The organism is Streptomyces sp. NPDC002265 (genome assembly GCF_040296125.1).
Taxonomy (GTDB): domain Bacteria; phylum Actinomycetota; class Actinomycetes; order Streptomycetales; family Streptomycetaceae; genus Streptomyces.
Genome location: NZ_JBEOWS010000617.1, coordinates 1 through 2,572, shown reverse-complemented (window position 1 = coordinate 2,572; position 2,572 = coordinate 1). Strand labels below are relative to the sequence as shown.

3 protein-coding genes are annotated in these 2,572 nt (G+C 70.1%); all 3 read right to left on the bottom strand.

Going from position 1 to position 2,572, the window contains the following annotated elements:
* Window positions 1-34: 34 nt before the first annotated feature.
* The gene (locus ABT085_RS45590; protein ID WP_351622945.1) at window positions 35-406 is read right to left on the bottom strand and encodes a peptidoglycan-binding domain-containing protein; all 372 of its coding nucleotides are present in this window, start codon (window positions 404-406) and stop codon (window positions 35-37) included.
* Window positions 407-586: 180 nt separating this feature from the next.
* Complete coding sequence (locus ABT085_RS45585; RefSeq protein ID WP_351622942.1) at window positions 587-1,048, bottom strand: SRPBCC family protein; 462 nt, start codon at window positions 1,046-1,048, stop codon at window positions 587-589.
* 332 nt (window positions 1,049-1,380) lie between these two features.
* Window positions 1,381-2,247, bottom strand: a complete 867-nt coding sequence (locus tag ABT085_RS45580) for an AraC family transcriptional regulator (protein WP_351622940.1) — start codon at window positions 2,245-2,247, stop codon at window positions 1,381-1,383.
* Window positions 2,248-2,572 lie beyond the last annotated feature (325 nt).

The window sequence follows — 2,572 nt, the reverse complement described above, 5'->3', positions numbered from 1 at the left end:
GGCGCGGGCCCGGACGGGAGGGCCGACGCACGGCTCAGCCCGGGTAGGGCAGGTAGCAGTCCAGGGCCGGGTGGTAGAGCACCTGCCAGGTGCGGTCCTCGATGACACCGCTCTGCTGCAGGCCGTGGCAGACCTGGATCCACTCGATCTTCTTCAGCATGACGATGCCGTAGACCCCGTCGAGAGTGAGTTTGGGCGGCTCACCGCCCCACATGTTGCTGAGGCACTGTGCCTGCCTGACCGCCTCGCCCGTGTCGCCGTAGACGAGTGTGGGGCGCAGGTCCGACGGCGTGTCGGAGCAAGCGGTCGGACCGGGGTCTGCCGCGGCGGTCTGCGGGGCCGTGAGGCCGAGTGCCGACGTCGCGCACACTGCCGCGACCACGGTGAGCAGTCGGTTTCGTCGCATGCCCACTCCTTCGAAGGCGGTATCCGGCCATGATCCCGCATCCGCGGCCAAACCCGCGAGTTATGAGCCGTATGTCCCGAGAACGACCGAGAACGATATGAAACGGCTCAAAATTGAACGAAACCGGGTGAGGCGGTACGGGCCGTGACAGCGCCCTTTCCCCGCCTCACCCGGGATCGGTCAGCGCCCGGCGTGTTCTGCGTGCTCCGCGTGCTCGCGCACCGCGATCCGGGCCAGTTTTGTGAGCATCATGCCGTTGCGGACGGCGACGATGTAGTCGACCGGCAGTCCGTGCATCCGGGTGCCGGGACCCCGCAGGGGGTGCCAGTCGAGGGTGAGGAGGGTGTGCTCGCCCCAGGGAAGCAGTTCCATGGCGATACGGGCGGCACCGAAGGGGTCCGCCTTCGCCTCCAGTTCCAGGCGACGCTGCGGTTCGCAGATACGGACGACGCAGGTGTCGTCGAGGGTCACTGGTCCGACGCCGACGCGGACCTTCAACCGGGCGCCGACTTCGGGCCACTGCGGGTCCGCGGCGAGGACCTGCTGGGTTCCCGTCACCCACTCCCCGTAACGGTGGCCGTCGGACAGCAGGCGCCAGACCTCGGACGGCGAGTTCATGATCAGACGGCGGTTCCGGGCCATAATCACGCTCCTGGAGGACGGTCCGCGTGGCAGGCGCCTCCGGCCGAGGCACCCCGGGCCGAGGACACCCGGCGCGGCAGGCGTCCGGCCGTCGCGAAGCCCGACGCGCGGGCCCGGCCGCTCCCCCGCTCGACGTGGGTGCGGCACGGCCGGATCCCGCTCCGCCCGCTCACGGCTCTGGCTCCCAGCGTCCTGCCGACCGCACCGCGCGCCCAGCCCGACAGGTCCGGACGGGTGAGTGACCCTCCCCGGGAAAGCCTGGTGCAGGCGGCAACCTCAGGCACCTCGGACGTCCGCCTCGGACACCCGCCTCGGACGGCTTGCCGAAGTGCTCAGGCCCGGTCGGCCTCCACAGGGAGCCACAGCTCGGCATCGGCCTCCGTCTTGTCCGGGGACAGGCGCATACGCAGGATCTCGGGGCCGGGCCGGCTGCGGTACGGGTTCGAGGGGAACCACTGCGTGAACACGTCCCGCCACAGCTCCTGGATGGCCTGCGGTGCCGGCCCGGAAGTGGTGAAGACCGCCCAGGTGCCGGCCGGAACGCCCAACACGGTCGATCCCGCGGGCGCGTCCGCAGCGGTGATCACGCCCTGGTAGTAGTCGAGTTCGGTGCCCTCGGCACGACTGGGATCCAGGTCGTCGCAGACCGCGACGATGCCGGACGGCTCCTGGTCCGACAACTTCTCCAGACGCTCCAGGAGCCGCGGATCGATCCCGCGGACAAAGTCCATGATCGCCTGGTTGGGCCCCGAATGCACCAGCGGCACCCGGGCCTTGAGACCGACGACGGTGAAGTCCGCCTTGTCCACGACGCGGTATCGCATACTGCTGTTCCCTTCGATGGTGAGGCGGAAGGCCATCCGGGACTGCGAGCTGAGCGCGGCGCCGGTGCGGCGGGCCTCGCCCGGTCCGATGCCGTGCATGGCACGGAACGCCCGCGCGAACGACTCACCGGAGCCGTAGCCGTAGCGCACCGCGATCTCCAGCAACGTCTCGCGACCCGCGAGCACTTCGGCGCCCGCGAGGGTCAGCCGGCGGCGCCGGACGTACTCCGACAGCGGCATGCCCGCGAGCGCGGAGAACATCCGGCGCAGGTGGTACTCCGAGGTGGCCGCGATGCGCGCCAGCTCGTCCACCTCGATGACCTGGTCGAGATGGCGCTCGATGTGCTCCATGGCCTGGTTCAGCCGCTCCAGCATGCACGGTTCCTTCCTTGACGATCACCACGCTAGGCAGCGCCCACCATGTCGGACCCGACATTCTGTGCCCGATCAGGTCGGGTCCACGAGGCGGCCCGGAAGGTCGTACGGCTCGGCCCCGGTCGGCACCTCCGAAGAGGATTCGCACAGTCGCGCGAGCCGCGCTCACCCGCTCGGATGGATTCGTACGTCCGGTGAGTGCAACGCCGCTCGTGGTAACCGTCGACGCGTGCGTACGTCGGGAGGCTGTCGCCATGTTCACCCCACATGCACGACCGGCGCGGCAGCGGCGCGTCGGCCGCCGCCGGTCCATCCCGGAGATCGG

Excerpts from the sequence above, each read along its gene's own strand:
- ABT085_RS45585 (WP_351622942.1), bottom strand. The coding sequence starts at position 1,048 with ATGGCCCGGAACCGCCGTCTGATCATGAACTCGCCGTCCGAGGTCTGG.
- ABT085_RS45580 (WP_351622940.1), bottom strand. The coding sequence starts at position 2,247 with ATGCTGGAGCGGCTGAACCAGGCCATGGAGCACATCGAGCGCCATCTC.
- ABT085_RS45590 (WP_351622945.1), bottom strand. The coding sequence starts at position 406 with ATGCGACGAAACCGACTGCTCACCGTGGTCGCGGCAGTGTGCGCGACG.